At 69.6% G+C, this 16,283-nt stretch carries 18 protein-coding genes; 7 read left to right on the top strand and 11 right to left on the bottom strand.

Features of this window, described 5'->3' with window-relative positions; genetic code table 11:
- Positions 1 to 2: 2 nt before the first annotated feature.
- Positions 3 to 449 carry a universal stress protein gene (locus AC3ITM_RS15745; RefSeq protein WP_489266337.1) on the bottom strand — a complete coding sequence of 149 codons (447 nt, stop codon included), beginning with the start codon at positions 447 to 449 and terminating at the stop codon, positions 3 to 5.
- 163 nt (positions 450 to 612) lie between these two features.
- Between AC3ITM_RS15745 and AC3ITM_RS15740 the strand changes: the two genes are divergently transcribed.
- The 4 genes from AC3ITM_RS15740 (at position 613) to AC3ITM_RS15725 (ending at position 5,713) form a co-directional block, all read left to right on the top strand.
- Positions 613 to 1,521 (top strand): LysR family transcriptional regulator, encoded by a 909-nt coding sequence (locus tag AC3ITM_RS15740; RefSeq protein ID WP_489266335.1) that lies wholly within the window; start codon positions 613 to 615, stop codon positions 1,519 to 1,521.
- Between the two features lie 182 nt (positions 1,522 to 1,703).
- Positions 1,704 to 3,230, top strand: a complete 1,527-nt coding sequence (locus AC3ITM_RS15735; protein ID WP_489266334.1) for an MFS transporter — start codon at positions 1,704 to 1,706, stop codon at positions 3,228 to 3,230.
- A gap of 18 nt (positions 3,231 to 3,248) precedes the next feature.
- Entirely contained in the window at positions 3,249 to 4,304 is a 1,056-nt protein-coding gene (locus AC3ITM_RS15730; protein ID WP_489266332.1) for an HlyD family secretion protein, read from the top strand.
- Positions 4,304 to 5,713, top strand: a complete 1,410-nt coding sequence (locus AC3ITM_RS15725; RefSeq protein ID WP_489266331.1) for an efflux transporter outer membrane subunit — start codon at positions 4,304 to 4,306, stop codon at positions 5,711 to 5,713. The genes AC3ITM_RS15730 and AC3ITM_RS15725 overlap by 1 nt, the downstream gene beginning before the upstream one ends.
- A 39-nt stretch (positions 5,714 to 5,752) precedes the next feature.
- On the opposite strand, the gene AC3ITM_RS15720 is transcribed toward AC3ITM_RS15725, so the two are convergent.
- The 5 genes from AC3ITM_RS15720 to AC3ITM_RS15700 form a co-directional block, all read right to left on the bottom strand.
- Complete coding sequence (locus AC3ITM_RS15720) at positions 5,753 to 6,091, bottom strand: hypothetical protein (protein WP_489266329.1); 339 nt, start codon at positions 6,089 to 6,091, stop codon at positions 5,753 to 5,755.
- A 129-nt stretch (positions 6,092 to 6,220) separates the two neighbouring features.
- Positions 6,221 to 7,165 carry a DegV family protein gene (locus AC3ITM_RS15715; protein ID WP_489266327.1) on the bottom strand — a complete coding sequence of 315 codons (945 nt, stop codon included), beginning with the start codon at positions 7,163 to 7,165 and terminating at the stop codon, positions 6,221 to 6,223.
- A gap of 73 nt (positions 7,166 to 7,238) precedes the next feature.
- Positions 7,239 to 7,877 (bottom strand): 2-hydroxychromene-2-carboxylate isomerase, encoded by a 639-nt coding sequence (locus AC3ITM_RS15710; RefSeq protein ID WP_489266326.1) that lies wholly within the window; start codon positions 7,875 to 7,877, stop codon positions 7,239 to 7,241.
- A gap of 80 nt (positions 7,878 to 7,957) precedes the next feature.
- Positions 7,958 to 9,256, bottom strand: a complete 1,299-nt coding sequence (locus AC3ITM_RS15705; RefSeq protein WP_489266324.1) for an amidohydrolase family protein — start codon at positions 9,254 to 9,256, stop codon at positions 7,958 to 7,960.
- On the bottom strand, positions 9,253 to 10,665 hold the full coding sequence (locus AC3ITM_RS15700; protein ID WP_489266322.1) for an amidohydrolase: 1,413 nt from the start codon (positions 10,663 to 10,665) through the stop codon (positions 9,253 to 9,255). Before AC3ITM_RS15700 ends, AC3ITM_RS15705 begins: the two co-directional genes overlap by 4 nt.
- A 204-nt stretch (positions 10,666 to 10,869) precedes the next feature.
- Here AC3ITM_RS15700 and AC3ITM_RS15695 point away from each other — a divergent pair, with 204 nt between their 5' ends.
- Positions 10,870 to 11,646 (top strand): AMP nucleosidase, encoded by a 777-nt coding sequence (locus AC3ITM_RS15695; protein ID WP_228885431.1) that lies wholly within the window; start codon positions 10,870 to 10,872, stop codon positions 11,644 to 11,646.
- A gap of 53 nt (positions 11,647 to 11,699) precedes the next feature.
- Positions 11,700 to 12,242, top strand: a complete 543-nt coding sequence (locus AC3ITM_RS15690) for a DUF924 family protein (RefSeq protein WP_489266320.1) — start codon at positions 11,700 to 11,702, stop codon at positions 12,240 to 12,242.
- Positions 12,243 to 12,435: 193 nt separating this feature from the next.
- Here AC3ITM_RS15690 and grxD read toward each other — a convergent pair whose 3' ends face one another.
- Positions 12,436 to 13,362, bottom strand: a complete 927-nt coding sequence (grxD, locus tag AC3ITM_RS15685) for a Grx4 family monothiol glutaredoxin (protein WP_489266318.1) — start codon at positions 13,360 to 13,362, stop codon at positions 12,436 to 12,438.
- Positions 13,363 to 13,418: 56 nt separating this feature from the next.
- Between grxD and AC3ITM_RS15680 the strand changes: the two genes are divergently transcribed.
- Entirely contained in the window at positions 13,419 to 14,207 is a 789-nt protein-coding gene (locus tag AC3ITM_RS15680; RefSeq protein WP_489266316.1) for a polysaccharide deacetylase family protein, read from the top strand.
- Here AC3ITM_RS15680 and AC3ITM_RS15675 read toward each other — a convergent pair.
- The 4 genes from AC3ITM_RS15675 to AC3ITM_RS15660 are packed head-to-tail and all read right to left on the bottom strand — an operon-like array spanning position 14,200 to position 16,283.
- Entirely contained in the window at positions 14,200 to 14,523 is a 324-nt protein-coding gene (locus AC3ITM_RS15675; RefSeq protein WP_489266315.1) for a hypothetical protein, read from the bottom strand. The two genes, AC3ITM_RS15680 and AC3ITM_RS15675, sit on opposite strands and share 8 nt — an antisense overlap.
- Positions 14,524 to 14,552: 29 nt before the next feature.
- Complete coding sequence (locus tag AC3ITM_RS15670) at positions 14,553 to 14,918, bottom strand: hypothetical protein (RefSeq protein WP_489266313.1); 366 nt, start codon at positions 14,916 to 14,918, stop codon at positions 14,553 to 14,555.
- A 43-nt stretch (positions 14,919 to 14,961) separates the two neighbouring features.
- Positions 14,962 to 15,642, bottom strand: coding sequence for a class I SAM-dependent methyltransferase (locus tag AC3ITM_RS15665; protein ID WP_489270121.1), 681 nt, complete (start codon positions 15,640 to 15,642; stop codon positions 14,962 to 14,964).
- A 17-nt stretch (positions 15,643 to 15,659) separates the two neighbouring features.
- Complete coding sequence (locus AC3ITM_RS15660) at positions 15,660 to 16,283, bottom strand: SGNH/GDSL hydrolase family protein (protein WP_489266312.1); 624 nt, start codon at positions 16,281 to 16,283, stop codon at positions 15,660 to 15,662.

Genomic DNA, 16,283 nt, shown 5'->3' with positions numbered 1-16,283 from the left:
GCTCAGGAGCCGGCGTCGCGGACCTCCACCAGCACCGGGCAGGGCGCATGGTCGATGGTCCATTGGCCGACGGAGCGGTCGAACAGGCGTTCCACCCGGGAAAGATGCCGGTGGCCGATGACGATCAGGTCGCAGCCATGCTGCCGTGCCTGTGCGCACAACACCTCGGCCGGGTCGCCGGCCGGATGGCGGGCCACCGCGTCAATGCCACGCTCGCGCAGGTCGGCCAGTGCGGTGTCCAACAACTGCACCGCCTGGCGGCGCTGGTCATCGGCGGCGCGGTACTCGGTTGTGTCGCTGCGCGGTGTGTCATCGTCCAGCGCATAGGAGGGGTCGAGCACGCACACCAGGTGCAGCCGGGTGCGGGGCGTGGCCAGCGAGCCGGCCAGGGCCAGCACCTGTGCGTGCTGGGGACCGCCATCAAGGGCGACCAGGATGTGCTTGAACATGGGGGAGTGCCGCAGAAGCCTGCAAAGGGGGAGCACGATGGTGGCGCAAAGCCGCGCGCGCACCCATGCCGTGCACCGCAGGCAAGGATTGCGTTGAACGCACGGGTGAGGGCGTTGGCATGTCGTAAAGTGACTGCCCCCCCCCCGTGATGCTGCCGCAGCCATGCCCGACCTGAACCTGTTGCTTGCGCTGGATGTCCTGATCGAGGAAGGCAGCGTGGTCGCCGCCGCGCGGCGCATGAACCTGAGCGCGCCGGCGATGAGCCGCACCCTGGGCCGCATCCGCGAGGCGGTGGGCGACCCGGTGCTGGTGCGCTCGGGCCGCGGGCTGGCTCCGACCCCGCGCGCGCTGCAGCTGCGCGAACAGGTGCGCGGGGTGATCGAGCAGGCCCACCTGGTGTTCAATGCCGGCCGCGAGGTCGACATGATGACCCTGGAGCGCACCTTCAGCATCCGCGCCAACGATGTGTTCGTGGGCACCTACGGCGGGCGCATGCGCGAACTGTTCAAGGCGCAGGCGCCGCGCGCGGTGCTGCGCTTCGTGCCCGAGGGCGACGTGGACGACGATGCCATGCAGCAGGGCCGCATCGACCTGAATATCAGCGCGACCGGCAAGCTGGGCGCCGACACCAAAGTGCAGAACCTGTTCAGTACGTCGTTCTTCGGTGCGGCGCGCGCGGACCATCCGCTGTTCGACGAGGACATCACCACCGAGCGCTTCGTGGCCTACGACCACATCGCGGTGTCGCGGCGCGGGCGACCGCATGGGCCCATCGACGAGGACCTGGCCAGCATGGGCCTGACCCGCCGCGTGGCGCAGATCATGCCGACCTTCCATTCGGCGATCTTCGCCGCGGCCGATTCGGACCTGATCCTGCCGCAGATGCCCAGCGTCATGCTGGGCCGACTGGAGCGCCTGGGCGTGCCGCTGCGCCTGTTCGAACTGCCGATCCCGGTGCGCAGCGCGATTGTGGTGCAGGCATGGCACCCCCGCGTGGACAGCGACCTGGCGCATCGCTGGCTGCGCCGCAGCATCAAGGCGATGTGCGACGGCGAGGCTGGATTTGCCTGAGCGCAGGACGCCTGCGGGCGTCCTGGAGTGATCGTGCCAGGCGTGCGCTGCACGCACGCCTGGATTGGGGGATACACCATTTTTCGCAGCATCGGCGCTGCCTAGACTGCCGCTCCCTGTCGTGGAGCGGATTCCATGTCGATGTTGTTGTGCGTCCACCGCGCCGATGCTGGCGGTGCACGATGAGCGTGCTTGCCACGCCCCTGCCGGCGCCCCCCGCCGCACCGCCACAGGTGTTCGGCCTGCGCCTGGCGGTGGGCCTGTGCGGCGTGCTGTTGGCAGTGCTGATCTCGGGCATCAATGAAAACGTCACCAAGGTTGCGTTGGCCGACATTCGCGGTGCAATGGGTTTCAGCGTGGACGACGGCAGCTGGATCGTCGCGCTGTACACCGCGATGTCGGTCGGCGCGATGGCCTTCGCGCCGTGGTGCGCGGTCACTTTTTCGCTGCGCCGTTTCGCGATGTGCATGATCGGCGCGTTCATGCTGTTGGGCGTGCTGTGCCCGCTGGCACCGGACCTGCCCTCGTTTCTGATCCTGCGCGCGCTGCAGGGCCTGTGCGGCGGTGCGTTGCCGCCACTGCTGATGAGCGTGGCGCTGCGCTTCCTACCGCCGGGCATCAAGCTGTACGGCCTGGCCGGTTATGCGCTGACCGCCACCTTTGGGCCCAGCCTGGGCACGCCGATGGCGGCGTTGTGGGTGGAATACGTGGGCTGGCACTGGGCGTTCTGGCAGATCGTGCCGTGGTGCCTGGCGGCCATCGTCATGGTTGGCTGGGGCCTGCCGCAGGACCCGCTGCGGCTGGAGCGCTTCGGCCAGTTCGATGGCTGGGGCCTGGCGCTGGGCCTGCCGGCCCTGGTGATGCTGGTGCTGGGCCTGGTGCAGGGCCCGCGGCTGGACTGGTTCGCTTCCCCGCTGATCTGCACCTTGCTCGGCGGCGGCAGCGGCCTGCTGGCGCTGTTCTTCTACAACGAGTGGTCGCATCCGCTGCCGTTCTTCAAACTGCAGCTGCTGGCCAACCGCAACCTCACCTACGCGTTGATCACCCTGGGCGGGGTGCTGTTCGTGCTGCTGGCGGTGATCATGATTCCGTCCAGTTTCCTTTCCAAGGTGCAGGGCTACCGCCCGCTGCAGACCGCGCCGGTGCTGCTGTGGGTGGCCATTCCGCAGTTGCTGGCACTGCCGCTGGTGGCCACCCTGCTCAACCAGCGCCGGGTCGATTGCCGCTGGGTGCAGGCCATCGGCCTGGCGATGCTGGCGCTGGCCTGCTGGCTGGGCGCACAGCTCACCAGCGAGTGGAACCGCGACAACTTCGTGCTGCTGCAGGTGGTGCAGATCTTCGCCCAGCCGATGGCGGTGCTGCCGCTGCTGATGCTGTCCACCGGCAGCCTGGCCCCGGCCGACGGCCCGTACGCGTCGGCGTGGTTCAACACGGTCAAGGGCTTTGCCGCCGTGCTCGCCGGCGGCCTGCTGGAAGCGGCCACCACCGTGCGCAGCCATTTCCATTCCACCGTGCTGGTCGAACGCCTGGGCAATGCGCCCTGGCTGGACCCGGCCGCGACGCCATCGTTGGCGGCCCGCCTGCACGCGCAGGTGGTCAGCCTGACCTCGGCCGATCTGTACCTGATGGTGGCCGTGGTCGCCATCGCCCTGATCGCGCTGATCCCGTGGCTGCCCTCCCGCATCTTCCCGCCACGTGCCGTGGCCTGAATCCCTCAGAGATCCCCCATGTCCCCGCAAAGAAAACATGTTCCCGTGGTCATCGTCCTCGGCGTGGTCGTGCTTGCCGCCGGTGGTTGGCTGCTGCTGCGCGACGGTCGCCACCAGTACACCAACAATGCCTACGTCACCGCCGACTTCACCGTGGTCGCGCCGAAGATCGCCGGGTTCGTCAGCGAGGTGCGCGTGGCCGACAACCAGCGGGTCAAGGCCGGCGATGTGCTGGCCCGCATCGACGACCGCGACTACCAGGTAGCGCTGGTGGCCGCGCGTGCCGACCTGGCCAATGCGCGCGCGCAGCTGGCCAACGCACGGGCCGCGCTGGCCCAGCAGGGCTCGCTGATCGACCAGGCGCGCGCCAACGTCGATGTCAGCCAGTCCGAACTTACCCTGGCCCAGGCCGACCAGCAGCGCTACCGCGAGCTGGCCCGCGATGGTGCCGGCACCGTGCAGAACGCGCAGCAGGCGCAGTCGCGCCAGGCCGTGGCCAGCGCACACCTGCAGCAGGGCCGTGCCGCGCTGCTTACCGCGCGCCAGCGCACCGATATCCTCGGTGCCGGCGTGCAGGCCGCGCAGGCGGCGGTGCAGCGCGCCGAAGCCGCGCAGGCGCGCGCCGAACTGGATCTGTCGCACACCGAACTGCGCGCCCCCATCGATGGCATGGTCGGCCGCCGCGCGATCCGCGTGGGCGCTTACCTGACCCCGGGCACCGCGGTGCTGGCGGTAGTGCCGTTGCAGCAGGCGTTCGTGGTGGCCAATTTCCAGGAAACCCAGCTGACCCGCATGCGTGCCGGGCAGCAGGTGGACCTGCAGGTGGACGTGTTCCCCGGCCAGCGGCTGCGTGGGCACATCGACAGCATCGCCCCGGCCACCGGCGTTACCTTCGCCGCGGTCGCCCCGGAAAACGCCACCGGCAACTTCACCAAGGTGGTGCAGCGCATCCCGGTCAAGATCGTACTGGACAAGGACCAGCCGCTGGCCGACAAGCTCCGTGCGGGGATGTCGGTGGAGGCCAGCGTGGACCTGGACAGCGGTCGCCGCGGGCTGCCCGGGGAGGGTGCGTGATGGTGTCCGCGACCGCGCGCGTACTGGCCGGCAGCGCGCTGTGCATGGCACTGGCCGCCTGCACGCTGGGACCTGATTTCGTGCGTCCGCAGGCCCAATTGCCGGCGCAATGGCAGGGCACGGCGGTCAGCGCCGGCGCGCTGGCCGATGACAGCCAATGGTGGCAAGGCTTCGACGACCCCATTCTTGCCACGCTGGCCGCACGCGCGCTGCAGGCCAACCTGGATATACAGCTGGCTGCCAATCGCGTGCAGCAAAGCCGTGCCGCGCGCGGGGTTTCCGCTGCTGAGCGCTGGCCCGGTATCAGCGCCGCGGCCAGCGGGGTGCGTGCACGCAACAGCGAGGTCGGCTTGAACGATCCCTCGGGCAATGCCGGGCGCGACGACTACGGTCTGTTCCAGGCCGGGATCGGGTTGAGCTGGGAGCTGGATCTGTGGGGGCGCGTACGCCGCCAGGTCGAGGCAGCCGATGCGCGCGTGCAGATCGCCGGGGAGGATGCGCGCGCGGTGCAGACCGTGGTGCTGGCAGAGACCGCGCGCAACTACCTGCAGCTGCGTGCCACCCGCCAGCTGCGGGTGATCACCGCAGACCACCTGCGCATCGCCCGCGATATCGCACACCTCACACAGGCGCGCCAACGGCAGGGCGTGGCCAGCACGCTGCAGGTGGCCAGCGCGGCCGCGCAGGTGGCCGCGCTGGAGGCGCGGCTGGTACCGCTGCAGCACCGCGACGCGCAGCTGCGCAATGCCCTGGCGCTGCTGCTGGCACAACCCCCGCATGCGCTGGATGCCACCCTGGAAGGCCAGCGCACGGACTGGCCGGCGTTGCCGTCGATGGCCGCCGGCGTACCCGGCGAACTGGCTGCGCGCCGCCCCGACATCCGCCGCGCCGAAGCGGCGCTGCATGCCGCCACCGCGTCGATCGGGGTGGCCAAGGCCAGCTTCCTGCCGCGCATCACCCTCAACGGCGATGCCGGCTTCCAGGCCAGGCAGCTCGACGACCTGGATGGCTGGGATGCACACCGTTTCAGCATCGGCCCGGGCATCAGCCTGCCGATCTTCCAGGGCGGGCGGTTGAAGGCCAACCTGGCACTGAGCCGGCTGCAGCAGCAACAGGCCGCGGTGCAGTTCCAGCGCACGGTGCTGCAGGCGTGGCACCAAGTGGACGATGCGATCGACAGCTACGCGGCCGAGCAGCAGCGTGGCGAGCGCCTGGCGCTGGCGGTGAACGAAAGCGACCGCGCGCTTGGCGCCGCGCAACGGCAGTACCGGGCGGGCGTGGTGGACATGCTGGATGTACTGACCACCCAGCGCATCGCGCTGGACAACCAGGCCGCGCTGGCCGACAGCCAGGCCGCGGCGGCGATCGCGCGGGTGGACCTGTACCGCGCGCTGGGCGGCGGGTGGTGAAGGGCAGTGCCAGCCTGCGGCCGGCACTGCCGGTCAGGATCAACGCACGTCGCGCAGCTCCCAGTGGTGCCCGGCCAGCAGCCGCAGGCGCTGCTTGAACACGTCGCTGTCGATGCGCGTGGTGGCCACCAGGTTGATGCGCAGGTCCTTCTGCTCGCCGGTGACGGTGGCGTCCGGATCGGTGGCGCCCCATTGCGGCTCGACCGCGTCCGGGTCGGGCTGCTTGGCGCGCCACTTTTCAAACAGCGTGGTGCTGCGCAAGGCGTCCTGCAGTTCTTCGGCGAAGCCGGCCGCGCCCTGCGAGTGGAAGGACAGATCCGAATCGGTGCCGCGGGCCTTGGACGGGTCCGGCAGGCTGATGTGGTACTGCGTTGGCATGGTTATCTCCGTGGGATGCGGCAAGGCTGACAGAACCGCGGTGGATTCGGCGTGCACGCCGTGGCCGCCGGCCGGCCTGCGCGGGCGCAGCAATCGTGGCATAGCCACGACCGCGCCTGCCAGCCTCGCTCAGGCATGGAACGTATGCGGTTGGTCGGCAAAGCCAATCGTCAGCGCGCCCTTGCCCACGTTGACCATGCCGGTCAGGCTCATCACCGCTTCGAACACCTCCACCCCATGGCTCTGGCAGGTCTGGCGCAGCGTGGCATAGCCGGGCAGGGCATGCAGGTCGGTCAGTTCGCCGCCGTAGCTGATGCAGACGGTGGGCGTCATCAGCCCGGCCTGGACCCGCTGGCCGACGAAGTCGAACAGCTTCTGCACCGCGTTGTCGAAGCCCTTGATCTTGGCCACCGGCCCGGTCTGCCCGCGGTAGCCGTGCAGCACCGGTTTGATGTCCAATGCGCTGCCCAGCGCGGCGCTGAGCAGGCCTACGCTGCGGTCGCCCTTGTGGCGGGCACGGGCGCGCAGGTAGTACAGGTCGCGGGGAACCATGTAGCCATGCACGTTGAGCGCCAGCTGCTCCAGTCGCTCGCGGATCTGCTGCACGCTGGCCCCGCTGTCGCGCAGCCGCACCGCTTCCACCGCGGTCACGCCCTGCGCGGCGAACAGGTTCTGGGTATCCAGCACCCGCAGCGCGAACGGCGTGTTGAAGCCCGCCGCCTGGCGCACCGCCTTGTAGTCGCTGAGGATGGCGAAGCTGGCCTGCATCGCGTTGTCGTGGATCGGGCTGCGGGTCCTGGCGATGGTCATGCAGAACACATGGTCGTAGTCGATTACCAGCTTGCTCAGGAACAGGTCCCGGATCTGGGCGACGCTGAACGGAATGGTCTCCGCTTCGGCGCCGTTCTCGGCCACGTGGGCATGCAGGAAACTGAGCGTGGCCTGTTCGTCGCGGTGGTCGGCGAGCATGGCCTCGCCGATGCGTACGGTGATCGGCAGCAGCACGATGTGGTGTTGCGCGATGAAATCCTGCGGCAAGTCGCAGGCAGAGTCGACGACGATCCCGATGCGCATCCTGTGAGCCCCCTCCAGGCAGGTTGTGGGTTCGAAGCTATCCCAAAAACGCGGTGACTGTCTGACCAGGCGGTCAGCCCGCCGGGCGGCGGCGCTCGGCCGCGACCGGCAGGTCGTCGATCCGGGCCCACTGCTCCCGGTGCAGCAGGCCGGGGTCGGCCAGCACCGCCTGCATCAACCCATGCGACTCGTTGCCCCAGAACAGCTCCCCGTCGATGGCCAGGGTGGGCACCCCGAATACCCCGGCGCCGATCGCCGCCTCGGTGTTGTGCCGCAGCTGGTCCTTGACCGCCGGTGCGGCCACCGCGGCGGCCACGTCGGCCACGTCCAGCATCGCCCCGGGCAGGGCCAGCGCCGGTGGGCTGTCGGCGGCCTGGCCGTCGCGCCAGATCCAGTTGAACAACACCTCCACCGCCGCGTGGGTGCCGCCGGCGGCCAGGCACAACCGCAGTGCGGCCAGCGGGTTGAACGGATGGGCGGGCGGAAAGCGCAACGTCACGCCCTGCTGCCGGGCCTGCCACAGCGCCTGGCGGTAGATGAAGCGGCGCTTGGCCGGGATCTCGGCCGGGCCCAGGTTGCCCAGGTGCGCCAGCACGGCGCCGAAGGCGATCGGCACCGGGGTGATCTGTTCGAACTGCGGCAGCTGTTTGAGTTGCTGCCAGTGCAGGTAGGCGAACGGCGAGACGAAATCGAAATACCAGCGCAGGTCCATGTCGATCCTCGGCGGTGTCGGGCACCGCGTCGATCATGCCGCAGCCGGGCGGCCGGCGCGAATGCCGGCCGCCGGGGCGCTTACCGCGAGTATGCGCGCGGTTCGCTGCCGGCCGGGGCCAGGTAACGGTCGCGCAGTTCGGTCTGGCGCGAACGCATCGGCATCGCCCGGCCGCCCAGCCACACCTGCTCGGCGTAGTGGCCCACGTCCAGCGGGTCGCCTTCCCACAGCACCAGGTCGGCCAGCTTGCCCACTTCGATGCTGCCGATGCGCTCGCCCACGCCCAGCACCTGCGCCGGCACCCGGGTCAGCCCGGCCAGGCCGTCCTGCCAGGGCAGGCCGTTGGCCACCGCGTTACCGGCCAGCTGGCGCATCTTGCGTGCGTTATGCGAGGCATCGTCGCGCTGGGCGAAGCTGACCGGCACGCCGGCCGCGCGCAGCCGCGCGGCGTTTTCCAGGGTGGCCCCGAGCTGGTCGAAACTGGCCGGCAGGTTGCCCAGCGCATCGACGAACACCGGCACTCCGGCCCGGGCCAGCTGCGGGGCCAGGCGCCAGGCCTCGGCGCCACCGGCGATGGCGATCTTCACCTTCTCGCGGGCAGCCCAGCGCAGCAGCTGGCCGATGTCGGCGGCGCGGTCGACCTGCACCACGATCCGGCCCTGGCCGGCCAGGTAGCGCGCCAGGGTGCTGCGCCCGGCCGGGGTCAGCAGCGCGTGCGGCGAATCGGCCGGTACCCGGCCGCGCGCCTCGCTGACCATCTGTTCCAGCAGCATCCACTGCGCCGCGCGCGAACTGCCGGTGAGCTCGGCACCGGACGCGCCCAGGCGGATGTACAACGCCAGCGGCCCGATCGGCTCGGCACTGCCGTCCAGGCGCACCACGCCGCCCTGGCCGGCAATGAAGCCGCCGCCACTGTTTGCCCCAAGGGCGGTGAAGCCGATCCCGTCCAGGCGTGCCACCGGCACCAGCACCGAGGCCGGGTTGTAGGCCAGGCTGACATCGAACTCCGGCCGCAGCGGTTGGTCGGCCAGTTTCAGGGTGCTGTCCACTGTGGCCGCTTCGCCGGAGACCTCCTCGATGCCGATCTCGGTGATGCCGCCGAACAGGGCCGGGGTCAGCGGCTTGCCGGCCGCCTCCACCACCGCCACCCCGGCCGGCGCGGACAGGCCGCTGCCGACGGCGCGGATCACCCCGCCCTGGACCAGTACATCGGCGTGTTCCAGGCTGCCGCGCGCGCTGACGGTATGCACCGTGGCGTTGCGGATCAGCAGGTCCTGGGCCTGCAGCGGCAGCGCCGCCAGCAGCAGAAGGGTAGTGCCGAGCCATGCCCGGCAACGCACTACCCGGCAACGCACCGCAAGGCGGATCACCGCGCTCATGGGCGGGCCTCCTGGCCGAGCATGAAGTCCGACAGCGGTTGCCGGCCCGGGTCATGGCGGTCGTAGACCTGGTGGCCGTCCACGTACACCTTCTCGGCCAGCGCATAGGAGCTGAAGGGGCTGCCGTTCCACACCACCACATCGCCCATCTTGCCCACCTCCAGGCTGCCGGTCTGCCGTTCCACGCCCAGCGAGCGCGCGGCGTTGAGCGTCAGCCACATCATGGCCCGCTCCGGCGCGATCTCGATGCCGGCACGGCGCGCATTGGCGATCACCTTGGCCGCCTCCTGGTTGAGCCGCTGAATGCCCTCGGGTGAATCGGAGTGCACGATCGCGCAGCTGTTGGCCGGGCGGTCGACCAGTGCGATGTTGTCCTGGATGCCGTCGAAGGCTTCCATCTTGAAGCCCCACCAATCGGCCCACAACGCGCCGCAGACGCCTTCGGCGGCCAGTCGGTCGGCCAGCTTGTAGGCTTCCACCGCGTGGTGGAAGGCGGCGATCTTGAAGCCGAACTCCTTGGACAGGTCCAGCATGGTGGCCATTTCATCGGCGCGGTAGCAGTGGATATGCACGCGGATGTCGCCCTGGATGGCGCCGGCCAGCGTATCGAGCTTCAGGTCGCGCTTGCCACCGGCATCGCCGGCGCTGTCGCCCTTGTCGCTACCGCTGAACCAGCGTTTCTTCTGCGCCGGCTTGCGCGCGGCGTTCTTGGCGATGTACTCGCTGGCATCGATGAAGGCGGCGCGGTAGCCGGCCACGTTGCCCATCCGCGTGCCCGGTGCGATGCCCTTGCCGCCGCCATAGACGCGCTTGGGGTTCTCGCCGCAGGCCATCTTCAGGCCCCACGGCGCGCCCGGGAATTTCATCGCCTGGTAGGTGGTGGCGGCCACGTTCTTCAGGGTGACCCCGCGCCCGCCGACCAGGTTGGCCGAGCCGGGCAGCACCTGCATGGACGTCACCCCGCCGGCCAGCGCGGCGGCAAAACCCGGATCCTGCGGCCATACCGAATGCTCGGCCCAGACATTGGCGGTGACCGGCGCGGTCATCTCGTTGCCGTCGCTGTGCGCGCCCACGCCCGGGCTGGGGTAGACACCCAGGTGCGAGTGCACATCGATGATGCCCGGCGTCACCCACTTGCCCTGCGCATCCACCTGCCGCGCATCGGCCGGCGCGTCCAGCGCGGTGCCCAGCGCGGCGATGCGGCCATCGCGCAGCAGCACGTCGGTGCGTTCCAGCCGCGCCCCGGTGCCGGTCAGCACGGTGGCATTGCGGATCAGCACCGGCGCCGAGGCGATCGGGGCGTAGGTGCTCGGGTAGGGGTCCTGCACGAAGCGCGAGGCGGCCGGTGCCGCCGGCGCGGCCAGTGAGAACAGCGCCAGGCCCAGGCCGGCGGTCAATCGTGTGCGCATGGTTTCCCCGGTATGGCATCGACGTAACAGGCGACGCTAGCGGTGGAACGAGGGTTTGCCAAGTGACCAGGCGCACGGGCGCGGCAGCGGTGCATGGCCGCGCCTGCGCCAAAAGACGGCCCATGGCCGCCTTTTTCTTGCTTGTTCGTCGTGTATCCCCAGAATAGGTGGCCGATGAACCAGGTGCCGCACGGGAACTACAGGATGAAAAGCAAACAGGAAATCGTCGAAAACTGGCTGCCGCGTTACACCGGGGTGCCGCTGGACCAGTTCGGCCAGCACGTGCTGCTGACCAATTTCGCCGGCTACCTGCATGCCTTTTCGCAGCTGACCGGGGCGCCGGTGCAGGGCCTGGACCGGCCGATGGCCAGCGTCACCAGCGACGACATCACCCTGATCAACTTCGGCATGGGCAGCCCCAACGCGGCCATCGTGATGGACCTGCTGTCGGCGGTGATGCCCAAGGCGGTGCTGTTCCTGGGCAAGTGCGGCGGGCTCAAGCGCAAGAACCAGCTGGGCGACCTGATCCTGCCGATCGCCGCGATCCGCGGCGAGGGCACCTCCAGCGACTATCTGCCGCCGGAAGTACCGGCGCTGCCGGCATTCGCGCTGCAGCGGGCGGTGTCCACCACCATCCGCGACCTCGGCCACGATTACTGGACCGGCACGGTCTACACCACCAACCGACGGGTCTGGGAGCATGATGAGGCATTCAAGGAAAAGCTGCGGCTGATGCGCTGCATGGCCATCGACATGGAGACCGCCACCCTGTTCGCGGCGGGCTTTGCCAACCATATCCCGATCGGGGCGCTGCTGTTGGTATCCGACCAGCCGATGATCCCGGACGGGGTGAAAACCGAGGCGTCCGACGCCAAGGTCAGTTCCCAGTTCGTTGAAAACCATATCCAGATCGGTATCGAGGCGCTTAAGCTAATACGGCGCAACGGCAAGTCGGTCCGCCATCTGCGCTTTGATGAGTGATTGCAATGGTACCGGTGGGCGTCTCGGGGACGCACCGCCGACAGGGGTAGTGAATGGACGTGGCGGCACAACAAGTAGTGGAGTTCTGGCACGAGGCGGGACCACAGCAGTGGTTCGCGCGCGATGATGCGTTCGACGCGCGGTTCCGCCAGATGTTCCTCGAGGAACACTACGCGGCGGCGCGCCGTGCCCGTGAGCACTGGCTGGGCACGGCCGACGGCGCGCTGGCGTTGATGATCCTGCTCGACCAGTTCCCGCGCAACTGCTTCCGCGACACCGCCCATTCCTACGCCACCGATGGGCTGGCTCGGCATTACGCGATGCGCGCGGTGGAGGAGGGGCTGGATCTGCAGTTGGTGCCCAAGCTGCGCGCCTTCATCTACCTGCCGTTCGAACATTCCGAAGACCCGCAGGACCAGGAGCGTTCGGTGGCGATGTTCGACGTGCTGGGCGACAAGGAATACCTGCAGTACGCCGAACTGCACCGCGACATCATCCGCCGCTTCGGGCGCTTCCCGCACCGCAATGCGGTGTTGGGCCGGATGCCGACCCCGGAAGAACTGGATTACCTGGCCGAGGGTGGGTTTGCGGGCTGATCCGGCGCTGCGTCATCCACGCATGGCGTGGATCTACGGATGATGTGTTTCGGCAATTGCCACCACCGGCGTGTGGAGGTCCTGCGTGACACCGGGTAGATCCACGCCATGCGTGGATGGCACCCGCCGACGCCACCGACAAAAAAACGCCGGCAATGCCGGCGTTTTTCGTTGGCCGCCTTACCTCTGGCGATCAGTACTTCGGCACGCTGTTGTCCACATCGTTGGACCAGGCGTCGATGCCGCCGGTGATGTTGTGCACGTTGGTGAAGCCCAGGGCGTGGAACTGTTCGGCCGCCTGCGCGCTGCGGCCGCCGTGGTGGCACAGGAAGGCCAGCGCGGTGTCCTTGGGCAAGGCTTCCAGACGCGCGCGGTTGTCGCCGTCGAAGGTGTCGAACGCGGCGTTGATCGAGGCGATCGCACGCTCGTCGGCCGGGCGCACGTCCACCACGGTGATGCTGCCGGCGCGCAGGCGGTCGTCGGCATCGCGCACCGCCAGTTCCTGTACCTTTTTCGGCGCGTTCGGGTTGTCGATCGCCAGGCCCTTGCCGCGGATGTCATCGACCCAGTCGATGGTGATGCCATCGGCGCGGCGTGCGCTGGCCAGGTCGAACTGCACGCGCAGGCCGTTGGATTCGGCGGCGATGGCATTGTCATCGTGCGGGGCCAGCTGGAAGTTCGGCTGGAAGTTGGCATCGATGCCCAGCTGCAGCGACGCGCCCGGGGCGTCGGCCAGCGCACCGCGCAGCATCTCCACCGCAGCCGGGGTCACCGTGATCGACGGCGCGGTGCGGTCCGGTGCGGCCAGGCCGAGCATGCTGCTCAGCTCACCGCTGCCGGCCATCTGCAGCAGGATGTCGCTGCCGCCGACCAGTTCGCCGTCGATGTACAGCTGCGGGATGGTCGGCCAGTCGCCATAGGCCTTGATGCCTTCGCGGATCTCCTGGTCGGCCAGCACGTTGACGTGGGCAAACTCCACGCCCAGGTCCTGCAGCGCGCCCACGGCCTTGGCCGAGAAACCGCACTGCGGCATGCCCGGCTGACCCTTCATGAACAGCACGACGCGGTTGGCGTTGAGGATGGATTCGATGCGCGAGCGCAGGGCGGGTTCAAGGGACATGGCGGTCGGTCCGGCGTTTGGAACCGGACATTCTACGCGGCATGGCATCATGGGGTATGACCGTACCGGAAACGTTGCATCGCATTCCCCGCCACCCGTGGCGTTGGCTGCCCTGGCTGCTGCTGTCCCAATTGCTGGTGGCATGGGCCTGGGTGGCGCTGGGCTGGCTGGCGGGGCTGCCGTTGATGCTGGCTTCGCACGCGCTGTTCATGGTGCCGGTGTTCCTGCCCAACAGCCGCTTCTACGCGCCGGTGCTGAGCCGCCTGCCGGGCCCGGCGCCACGGGTATGGCTGACCATCGATGACGGCCCCTCGCACGAGACCCCGGCGGTGCTGGACCTGCTCGACCGCTACCAGGCCAAGGCCACCTTTTTCCTGGTCGGCGAGCGTGCGCTGGCCCAGCCTGACCTGGTGCGGCAGATGCTGGCGCGCGGGCACAGCCTGGGCAACCACAGCCACGGCCACCCGCAGGCCCGCTTCTGGCGGCTGGGGCCGGCGGCGATGGCCGATGAAATCGCCCGGTGCCAGCAGGCCCTGACCGCCATCGCCGGCCAACCGCCGCGCTGGTACCGCTCGGTGGTGGGCATGACCAACCCGTTCGTGGCCCCGGCCCTGCAGCGCTGGAACCTGACCCGGGTAGGCTGGAGCGCGCGCGGCTTCGATGGCGTGGATTGCCAGCCGCAGGCGGTGGTGGAGCGCATCAACGCCGATCTTGGCCCCGGCGCGATCGTGCTGCTGCATGAAGGCGCCGCGCACGGCCACAACCTGACCATCATCGAGGCGGTGCTGCAGGCCCTGCAGGACCGCGGGCTGCGCGCCGAGCTGCCCGACGCCGCGCTCAGCTGAGCGCGCCGATCACCATCAATCCGGCCGTTCCGAGCAGCGCGCCGCAGGCGAACACCACGCCCAGGATCGCCAGCACCCGGCGCCGGCCGTGCTGCACGATGCCGGCCACACCCAGCGCCAGCGCCACCATTTCCAGCAGCCCGGCGCCGATGATGCCCAGTCCCAGCAGTACCGCCATCGGCGCGCCTTCGTCCAGCCCGCCGGGGGTATTGATCTCGGCATAGCCGGCCAGCACCACCAGCAGGAACAGCACGATCCCGCCGCCCAGCGACAGGATGAACGAGGCGATGCCCAGCCCGGAATGACGTATCTGCATGTGAAACTCCTGTAAGGGGGCCGCCGGGCTCAGGCCCATGCGGCCGGAAGGATGGCCACGGCCACCGGATGGGAATGCCGCCATTGCTGGCGCATCCAGCTGCCCAGCGACACCTGCGCCATCAGCAGGGTGACCGACAGCCCCAGCGCCAGCACCCCGGTCACCCGGCGGCGGCGGTGCTGCAGCAGGCTGCCGATGCCCAGCAGGGTGGCCAGCACGGCCAGGCCGGCGCTGATGCACAGCACCACCAGCAGCACCACCGGCAGCTCGCGCATCTGCGCGTGGGCGGGGGTATGGGCGTAGTGCGCGCTGATGGCGAACATCACCAGCCCGCACAGGCTGACCACCAGCGCGGCGATGCCCAGCGCGGAATGGCGGGGCGCTTGCAGGTTCATGTGGGGCTCCATGCCGGGACGGGGCGTGAGTATGCGCGCGCGGTCACGGTGCCGCAGCGCGCTCGGCGCAGATCAGCCAGTTGTTGAACGGGGTATTGCCGTACAGCGGGGCCATCTGCAGGTGCAGGCCGGCCGCTTCCAGCGGCGCGCGCACGCTGGCCGCATCGGGGTAGTGGCGCGGGCGGGTGCCCATCCAGCCGACCAGGTGGGCCAGCATGTCGGTGATGCGGGTGGTGCGGTCGCGGCGGCTGTTGTCGGCCAGGGTGGTGCGGATCACCAGCCGCCCACCGGGCGCCACGCGGGCGGCGGCCTGGCCCAGCAGCGCGGCCTGGGCCTGCGCTGGCAGGTACTGCAGCACGTCCAGCAGGGCCACGCTGCCGTGGTGGTCGGGCAGCTCGGCGCTGGCATCCAGGCAGGCAAAGCGCGCGTCGGCCAGCCCCGCGCGGGTACCGGCGCATTGCGCGCGCGCGATCTTGTCCGTGTCGATGTCCACGCCCAGGTAGGGCTGCCGCTGCCCGGCCTGGCGCAGCACGTGGGCCAGCAGGCCCAGCCCGCAGCCGATGTCCAGCAACGGCGCCGGGGCCGGGGCCAGCGCGGCCAGCACGCCCGGGTACAGCGGGTCGCTGCCGAGCTTGCCGCGGCTGTAGTAGTAGTCGCGCCGGCTGCCCAGCTGCCGGGAGGGCCGGAAGGCCTCGGCGATATGGCGGGCCTGTTCCCTGGCCAGTGGTGTGGCGTCCGTGCTCAGTGTGCTGCCTCCGCGGCCAGGTGCAGGCGCGCCACCGGGTAGGCGCGCTGGTTCCACAGCGCATACATCGCCGCCGAGGGGTGCAGGCCGTCGTCGGCCAGCATCACCGCTTCGCCGCCGCCGGTGCGGGTGAGGTCGGTGATATCGATGAACGCCACGTCGTGTTCGGCACAGATCGCCGCGGCGGCGGCGTTGTAGGCATCCAGTTCGTGGCCGATCTGGATGCGGTCGCGTCCGGCTTCGGCTGCGAAGGGGGTCACCCCCCAATCGGGGATCGACAGCACCAGCACGCGCTGTGCGCGGTTGCCGGCAAAGCCGAGCGCGCGCTGCAGCAGGGCGGCGAAGCGCGGACGATAGTCATCCACGCTACGCCCGCGGTACTGGTCGTTGACCCCGATCAGCAGGCTGACCAGGTCGAACGGGCCCTGTGGCGCGGCGGCATCGATGCCGGCGTCCAGTTCGTCGGTGGTCCAGCCGGTGGTGGCGACGATGCGCGGGTCGTCCAGCGCGATACCGCCCTTGCGCAGTGCGTCGGCCAGCTGCAGCGGCCAGCGCCCGGCCGGGTCGACGCCTTCGCCGATGGTGTAGGAGTCGCCCAGCGCCAGGTAGGACAGCGCCAT

The organism is Stenotrophomonas sp. KH_029 (assembly GCF_057839765.1).
This window is presented reverse-complemented; position numbering and strand designations above follow the sequence as displayed.

Coding starts and splice junctions, on each gene's coding strand:
- AC3ITM_RS15745 (WP_489266337.1), bottom strand. CDS start 449: ATGTTCAAGCACATCCTGGTCGCCCTTGATGGCGGTCCCCAGCACGCA.
- AC3ITM_RS15740 (WP_489266335.1), top strand. CDS start 613: ATGCCCGACCTGAACCTGTTGCTTGCGCTGGATGTCCTGATCGAGGAA.
- AC3ITM_RS15735 (WP_489266334.1), top strand. CDS start 1,704: ATGAGCGTGCTTGCCACGCCCCTGCCGGCGCCCCCCGCCGCACCGCCA.
- AC3ITM_RS15730 (WP_489266332.1), top strand. CDS start 3,249: ATGTCCCCGCAAAGAAAACATGTTCCCGTGGTCATCGTCCTCGGCGTG.
- AC3ITM_RS15725 (WP_489266331.1), top strand. CDS start 4,304: ATGGTGTCCGCGACCGCGCGCGTACTGGCCGGCAGCGCGCTGTGCATG.
- AC3ITM_RS15720 (WP_489266329.1), bottom strand. CDS start 6,091: ATGCCAACGCAGTACCACATCAGCCTGCCGGACCCGTCCAAGGCCCGC.
- AC3ITM_RS15715 (WP_489266327.1), bottom strand. CDS start 7,165: ATGCGCATCGGGATCGTCGTCGACTCTGCCTGCGACTTGCCGCAGGAT.
- AC3ITM_RS15710 (WP_489266326.1), bottom strand. CDS start 7,877: ATGGACCTGCGCTGGTATTTCGATTTCGTCTCGCCGTTCGCCTACCTG.
- AC3ITM_RS15705 (WP_489266324.1), bottom strand. CDS start 9,256: ATGAGCGCGGTGATCCGCCTTGCGGTGCGTTGCCGGGTAGTGCGTTGC.
- AC3ITM_RS15700 (WP_489266322.1), bottom strand. CDS start 10,665: ATGCGCACACGATTGACCGCCGGCCTGGGCCTGGCGCTGTTCTCACTG.
- AC3ITM_RS15695 (WP_228885431.1), top strand. CDS start 10,870: ATGAAAAGCAAACAGGAAATCGTCGAAAACTGGCTGCCGCGTTACACC.
- AC3ITM_RS15690 (WP_489266320.1), top strand. CDS start 11,700: ATGGACGTGGCGGCACAACAAGTAGTGGAGTTCTGGCACGAGGCGGGA.
- grxD (WP_489266318.1), bottom strand. CDS start 13,362: ATGTCCCTTGAACCCGCCCTGCGCTCGCGCATCGAATCCATCCTCAAC.
- AC3ITM_RS15680 (WP_489266316.1), top strand. CDS start 13,419: ATGACCGTACCGGAAACGTTGCATCGCATTCCCCGCCACCCGTGGCGT.
- AC3ITM_RS15675 (WP_489266315.1), bottom strand. CDS start 14,523: ATGCAGATACGTCATTCCGGGCTGGGCATCGCCTCGTTCATCCTGTCG.
- AC3ITM_RS15670 (WP_489266313.1), bottom strand. CDS start 14,918: ATGAACCTGCAAGCGCCCCGCCATTCCGCGCTGGGCATCGCCGCGCTG.
- AC3ITM_RS15660 (WP_489266312.1), bottom strand. CDS start 16,283: ATGGCGCTGTCCTACCTGGCGCTGGGCGACTCCTACACCATCGGCGAA.